The organism is Flavobacterium sp. (assembly GCF_049590715.1).
In the GTDB taxonomy this organism is placed as follows: domain Bacteria; phylum Bacteroidota; class Bacteroidia; order Flavobacteriales; family Flavobacteriaceae; genus Flavobacterium.
In genome coordinates, this window is the sequence record NZ_JBAWDL010000078.1 from 1 (window position 1) to 6,954 (window position 6,954).

Below are 6,954 nucleotides of genomic sequence, written 5' to 3' on the forward strand. Positions count from 1 at the left end.
GGGAACAAATTGGAAATCGGAAACGGCAAAATTCGAAAAAGACTATTTGGATAAATTACCCGAAAAAGCTGGTTCAAGTATTTATATTTCTTGTGTGGACAGCGTAAAAGCAAGATTTGAGATTGCAGACATTTTAAAAATTTTAAACAACGGTAAATCCTATTCAAATCGCCCACGGTATTGGTTAGATTTCGGTAACAGCCAACATACAGGACAAGTTTTACTATCAACAATAGGAACTATCCAACAACCCAATTCTGAGAAATACGAAACGGTGGCAAGCCTGCCATTGGTTACCGATGAATTTGGCGAACTTTTAAAACAGTCTGAAGAGCAGGACGACACACCAAGTTGCAGTTTAGCTGAAGCATTGGAAAAACAGGATTTATTTATTAATTCATCATTGGCACAAATGGGTTGTTCTTTGCTTTGGAATTTGTTCCGCAATGGAATGACCGAATACAGAGGCTTTTTTCACAATTTGAAAGATTTTAATACCCACCCAATAAAAGTTGCCTAACCCGAGAAATCGGGTGGCAAAAATACAATTCCTCACTTCGGTCGGAAACGCATTTTTGCATCTAATAAGGTGCAACCACTTTGTCAAAAATCTTCCATTTCATTCTTCCATTTCCCTATTTTCGCCAAACAAGTTGCGAGAAATTTTCGTGGGATATTCAGTATCCCATTATTGATTTTAACGGACTTCTTTTCTTTTCACATCTGCGACCAAAGAAAAGAAGCAAAAGAACGTCGCTTGGTTAATATTTCATAAATTTGCTATATCATTAACAAAGAAATAAGTCTAACAAGACAAAATACGCATTGCATATATTTGAGTGTTGGTGGCAATATTAACCCAAAATAATGAAAATTGATATTCGACAACTTAAATTTATCTGACCAAATTTCAGCAGATTTTTTTGATGATTTTAGTAAGCTAATGACTTTTCAAGAATTACCAAGCAAGCACTTATTACATTGTGAAGGAACAATATGCAATCATTTTTTTATTATACATAAAGGATTAGCAAGAGCATATTATCACAAAGACACGAAAGATATTACCGCCCATTTTGCCATAGAAAAAACCTCTATAACCGCTATTGATAGTTTTATTCAAAGAAAAAAAAGTCGTTATAATATTGAGTTACTGGAAGATAGTTCTTTGTCTTATATCAACTACGATGATTGGAAAAAACTTCTCGAAGATAAGCCTCACTACGAAAAATATGCTCGTATTTTTCTAGAAAACATCTACATAGATATTGCAGAACGAATCGAAGATTTGCTTTTCTATTCGGCAAAAGAACGATATGAAAAATTAACCCACAAATTCCCCTCGCTTCAGCAAAGAGTAAATCTTGGACATATCGCCTCATACATAGGTATTACGCAAGAAACGTTAAGTAGAATTAGAGCTAAAAAATAAAATAGGATTTTGATAATTGTCAAAAAGATATAAGATTGCTGTACAGTAACTTTGTCAAAAAAAATAATGGACAATATTGTATTTGAAAGTGCTACGACACTTGTTAGTAAAATAAAAGCAAAAGAATTAAGTGTTTTAGAGATTGTGAGTGCTTTTTTAAATCACATTGAAAAGCACAATCCTACTATGAATGCTGTTTGTGATTTAAGGAACAAAAAAGATATTTTAGAGGAAGCTAGGCAAAAAGATTTAGACATAGCACAAGGTAAAAATATAGGTTTACTTCACGGATTGCCAATAACAATAAAGGATAGTTTTTTAGTAAAAGGATTAAAAAGCTCAAATGGCGATCCTTTTTTGAGAAATTACGTAGCCACTGAAGATGCAGAATTAGTCAAAAGACTGAAAGAAGCAGGGGCTATTATTATTGGAAAAACAAATACTGCACTTTATTGCATTGACTGGCAAAGCACCAATTTTTGGAACGGAAAAACTAATAACCCCTATGACGTTTCAAGAGTCGCTGGCGGAAGTTCGGGGGGTTCGGCAGTAGCAATAGCTTCTGGATTTAGTTCTTTAGAATTAGGAGCTGATGCGGGAGGATCAGTAAGAGTTCCTGCTCACTTTAATGGTATTTGCGGTTTGCGTCCAACAGAAAATTTTCTTTCAAATAGAGGTCACCTCAAAGTTAAAAACAAACCGCAAGGAAGAAGGCATATTATTACACCCGGACCTTTAGCAAAAAATGTAGCAGATTTACTTCTAATGATGGAAGTTTTAGGAAATAATACGAAATATGAACTTCCAGAATTACCACCAACCAACATAAACCATAGCGAATGGAACAACCAATCATTAAATATTGCTTATTCTGAAACCATAAACGATACAGAAGTTGATGCTGAATATTTAGAATTGTTTAATAATTTCATAGTCAAAGTTAAAAATGACAATCATATTTTAAGTATTGAACACCCAAAGTATGACGAACAAAAAGCCTATTTAGAATGTAGTAAAATTATTGGGTTTGAAATAGGAATTAACAATCCCAAAGCACCGTTATTAGCCAGTTTTATGTATGCCTTTATTCGTCTGAAATACAGAGACCATTTGTGGGCAAAAGGAATGGCTATGGGGCAACGTTTATCCAATATTAATTATGCAAAAGCAATCGATTATAAAGACACATTTTCAGAAATTTACAATGATTTTTTAACAACTTATGATGTGTGGATTACACCTGTTTGTTCCTTTGAAGCATACAAACATCAAAATGCAGGAAAACCATTTTTCGTTAATAATAAAAAAATAGGTTACACAAAAGCTATCGCTTCTTTTAACTTTACGACTGCATTTTCAGGACATCCAATAGTTGTTATTCCGATTGGAAAAAAGAAAAACGGAATGCCCGTTGGAATTCAAATACATTCTAAAAAATGGACAGATAAGAAATTGTTAGAAATCGCTCAACATTTTGAAAAATTCACTACTGGATTTGAAAAACCAATACTATAAAAAATACTGCCACCAATAACTAAACTTTTGTCTTGCTTGGAGGACACAAGACTTTCCTTATATTTTGCCAAACAGGTTGCTAGATTTTTCCGTGGGATATTCATTATCCCATTTTTTGTTTAAACCAACTTCTTTTCTTTCCAGATCTGCGGCCAAAGAAAAGAAGCAAAAGAACGTCGCTTGATTATGTTTGGTTTTTGAATTAGCACTTTTTAATTAATATTTTTACTTTATTAAATTTGTTGCTATTTCGATAGCTAGAAATCATTTAATATACCCTGTTCCTAATTGATACCCCCTTCGATAACTTTTCTAAAATCATCTTTACCACTTCCGATAAGCAAATAACTCGAGAAACCAATATCTAACAAATCTTTACCGACTTTCTGATCATCAATATCACTATGTGCAATAAGTTTAATTATTGGATATTGTACTCTCAATTCTTGAAGTTGTACCAGAACATTCCTATCGTAAAAATCAAGATCAATAATACATACTTTGGGCAGTGCTTTTAATGCTGATAATTGAGATAATCCGTCTTCAATGTTTTCTGAGCGGAATAAAACGTCCATTCCTGAGGTAGCGAGGTCGTTGCAAGTTATATCCAAAATTGGACTTTTGTCATTTATAAAAGCTAAGGTAATTTTTTCTTGTGTTGTACCAGTTTTCATATCATCATACTTTTGTGAAGTTGATGTAGCACTGCACAAAAAATAAGGCGCAGACCACTACACTTAACGCACATTGAGGTACTGGTATACCCGACAACGAATAAGCGAGCACCTACGCCTATGGCATAGGTGTTCTTTCTTATTGTCCCGTTGTCTAAAAATTACCAGTTTTCAATGTGGGACTTAAAGTAAAAACACTTTAAGATTTTCTATATTTCGTTACAAAGATACTAAACTGCTTTAGATACTCATCAAATCTTTAAAACCAATTGGAGCAAAAAACTGATTAGTTATTGTTAAATAATTATGATATAGTGCAGCGAGTATAACTGTTTTTTTTAAAAATGATTTTGCCCCTATCTGAATTTATGGCAGTAATTTATCTTCTCTTTTCGCCATTTCTAAAGGCTCCCTCAGTTCTTTTTATTTCCATCAATGCGGATTTCTGTATTGCGATTACTTCTATTTCTGCTTCAATTTTGGTATGGAAATTTAATTTATATAGGCTTTTAATAGGATTGATAAAGTTTGAATTGGTTGCCATTTAAAGGAAATATGTGGCTTTTACTAACTGGCACAAAAAAATCGAATAACCCTTTGGGTTATCCGATTTTCTTAGAACCATATTTTAAGAATGATTATGTGCGTTGGTCGGTTGGTTAAGTTTTATTTCTAGTTTCTGTTTCTTCTTATTATTTTTTTCACGGGAATAAACCCACAATGACAATAGTCCCAAGATAATCAAGGCATAAGCCACCCATTTGCCACCTTGCTCATGAATTTAATGCCAAACGATTTTTATTAAGAAGAAAAACTTTCTGCGCCCATAGAACTACGCCTGTAAAATTTTCTACGATTAATTAAGAATAACCAAATACAGGGGCCTTTTTGCTTATTCTGAACAATTTTAGTACCAATCCAATAAAAGTTGCCTAGCCCGAGAAATCGGGTGGCAAAAATGCAGTTCCTCACTACGGTCGGAAAGCATTTTTGCTTAAAAACGGGCAACCACTTTGTCAAAATCATCTATTTCATTCTTTCATTTCCCTATTTTCCCAAACAGGTTGCGAGATTTTTTCCGTGGGATAGTCATGATCCCATTAATTGATTTTGGATAGACTTCTTTTCTTTTCAAATCTGCGACCAAAGAAAAGAAGCAAAAGAACGTCGCTGGATTGATTTACATTTTATCAAATTATCTCTTTAAGGGAAATTTTAATCATTAATTTTGTTGTGTACACATAAGCACATTGTGTATAGTTATGCAAAATACACATTGTTTATAATTACTATTTAGTGGCAACCTTAATTCGAAAGCAACAGACCGTCTACAACGATAATAAAAATGGAAAATATCAAAATGAAAAATTCTGAGTGGGACAATTTTAAACACTTTTTCAAACGACAAGAAATTCCTGCAAAGACAATTTTGTTGAACGAGGGCGAAATTGCGAAAAAAGCATTCTATATTGAAAAAGGTTGTTTAAGAGTTTGCTTTAATCACAATGGAAAAGACATCACTTTTCAGTTTTTCTTTGAAGGCGAAGGCGTTTCTTCTGTCGAAAGTTTCCGAACAAACCAACCAAGTTTATTTACGATTGAAAGCATTGAACCTTGCATTTTGTATTCTATTTCAAAAAAGGATTTTCAGACTATAATTGAAAATTCATCAACCATAAAAAACCAAATAGACGAACATACTTTTCAACGACTAATATTTTATCAAAAATTATTTCTTTCTCGAATCAAAGACAATCCAGAGAAAAGGTATTTAGAACTTTTAAAAAACAATCCTAAAATTTTAAAGAGAGTTCCTCAACATTACATTGCATCATTTTTAGGTATTACTTCTGTTTCATTAAGTCGTATCAGAAACAGACGATAGTCGTTTCTTTACAATTGTTATCGTCCTACTAATTTCAACTACGGACATTTGTGTTGTAATTTTAAAACAACATAAAAATGAAAGTAGTAATAGTATTTAATCATCCATATGACGGGAGTTTTTGCAATGCAATTTTACAATCTGTAATAAATGGACTCACAAAAGGTAATCACCAGATTGACCTTATTCATTTGGACAAAGACAATTTTAATCCTGTAATGACAGCAGGTGATTTAAAAGCATTTCGGGATAAAAAACCGATTGACCCAAAAGTCATTGAATATAACAACAAAATTAAAAATGCAGACCATTTGGTTTTTATATTTCCAATTTGGTGGGAATTGATGCCAGCAATGACAAAAGGATTTGTGGACAAAGTAATTTTTCCCGGTGTTGCTTATGACTATACAAACAAAGAGAACACAAGAATGAAACCATTGTGGTACAATTTAAAAGGTGTTACAATGATTACGACAATGAATACACCAAATTGGTTATATAGGATATTTTTTGGCAACGCAATTAAGAAAGCAATGATAATGGGTACGTTTTGGAAAATTGGGCTTAAAAACAGAAAATGGATAAGTTTTGATCAAGTAAAACAAGTAACCGTGGACAAAAGAAAAAAATGGCTTACTGAACTTGAAAATAAATTCAATGATTTAAAGTAACAGAAAGGGGCAGTAGCTAATATATCATTATAGCAAAATATCTATCGAAAAGTAACTCCCTCCCGATGGTCGAGACAGTCTTGCTATAGAATGGCATGATTAAAAAATAGCTAAATTGAGGGAAGATCTGAACAAGCAATTGAATTTATCGAAGTCAAAACATATGAAAATGGTTTGACGCAAATCCACTGTAAGAAAAAAGTAAACTGCAATTTACTTTTTTCGTTAAGCAAAAACTGGATAACCTTTTGGGTTATCCGATTTTCTTCAAAACTATATTTATATAATGATTATCTGCGTTGGTCGGTTGTTTCAGTATTTATCTCCAGTTTCTGTTTTTCTTTATCGTTTTTTTCACGGGAATAAACCCATAATGATAATAGCCCAAAGATAATCAGTGCATAGGCTATCCATTTACCAACACGTTCGATCAACTTAATGCCAACCGATTTTTCATATGAGGAAAAGCTTTCTGCTCCTATAGGACTGCGCCTGTAAAACTTTCTACGATTAATCCAATAGCGAAGCGCCAAGCCTAAAACCAAAAACAGAATTCCTATAACTAATGATGCAACCATAATAATAGCTATTACATTTCTACATATAAATTTACAAAATATATTTATTTCACTACATCACAAAAATATAAAATGTGAGCGTGACAGCATAAAAAAATCCTGCCTTATGGACAGAATTTTATTTGTTAATTGCTACTATTGAATTGGAAAGTGAGTTTCTTTTCATTCCCAAAACTATCAGAAATCCATACATCAAATG

Annotated in this window: 7 protein-coding genes and 1 pseudogene; 5 read left to right on the forward strand and 3 right to left on the reverse strand. The window is 32.7% G+C overall.

Features of this window, described 5'->3' with window-relative positions; all coding sequences use genetic code 11:
- The 3 genes and pseudogenes from WBQ70_RS03895 to WBQ70_RS03905 form a co-directional block, all read left to right on the forward strand.
- Window positions 1–520, forward strand: a pseudogene (locus WBQ70_RS03895) (PRTRC system ThiF family protein); the annotation flags it as partial.
- Window positions 521–874: 354 nt separating this feature from the next.
- The gene (locus WBQ70_RS03900) at window positions 875–1,432 is read left to right on the forward strand and encodes a Crp/Fnr family transcriptional regulator (protein ID WP_423910835.1); all 558 of its coding nucleotides are present in this window, start codon (window positions 875–877) and stop codon (window positions 1,430–1,432) included.
- 66 nt (window positions 1,433–1,498) lie between these two features.
- A complete protein-coding gene (locus WBQ70_RS03905; RefSeq protein WP_423910837.1) occupies window positions 1,499–2,947 on the forward strand; it encodes an amidase in 1,449 nt (482 codons plus the stop codon).
- 284 nt (window positions 2,948–3,231) lie between these two features.
- Here WBQ70_RS03905 and WBQ70_RS03910 read toward each other — a convergent pair whose 3' ends face one another.
- Window positions 3,232–3,621: a DNA-binding response regulator gene (locus WBQ70_RS03910; protein ID WP_423910840.1), complete on the reverse strand. Its 390-nt coding sequence runs from the start codon at window positions 3,619–3,621 to the stop codon at window positions 3,232–3,234.
- Between the two features lie 379 nt (window positions 3,622–4,000).
- Complete coding sequence (locus WBQ70_RS03915) at window positions 4,001–4,165, reverse strand: hypothetical protein (protein ID WP_423910842.1); 165 nt, start codon at window positions 4,163–4,165, stop codon at window positions 4,001–4,003.
- 801 nt (window positions 4,166–4,966) lie between these two features.
- Here WBQ70_RS03915 and WBQ70_RS03920 point away from each other — a divergent pair.
- Window positions 4,967–5,506 carry a Crp/Fnr family transcriptional regulator gene (locus tag WBQ70_RS03920; RefSeq protein WP_423910845.1) on the forward strand — a complete coding sequence of 180 codons (540 nt, stop codon included), beginning with the start codon at window positions 4,967–4,969 and terminating at the stop codon, window positions 5,504–5,506.
- A 77-nt stretch (window positions 5,507–5,583) separates the two neighbouring features.
- Window positions 5,584–6,177 carry an NAD(P)H-dependent oxidoreductase gene (locus WBQ70_RS03925; protein ID WP_423910849.1) on the forward strand — a complete coding sequence of 198 codons (594 nt, stop codon included), beginning with the start codon at window positions 5,584–5,586 and terminating at the stop codon, window positions 6,175–6,177.
- Window positions 6,178–6,467: 290 nt separating this feature from the next.
- On the opposite strand, the gene WBQ70_RS03930 is transcribed toward WBQ70_RS03925, so the two are convergent.
- Complete coding sequence (locus WBQ70_RS03930; protein ID WP_423910852.1) at window positions 6,468–6,755, reverse strand: molybdenum ABC transporter permease; 288 nt, start codon at window positions 6,753–6,755, stop codon at window positions 6,468–6,470.
- Between the last annotated feature and the right edge of the window lie 199 nt (window positions 6,756–6,954).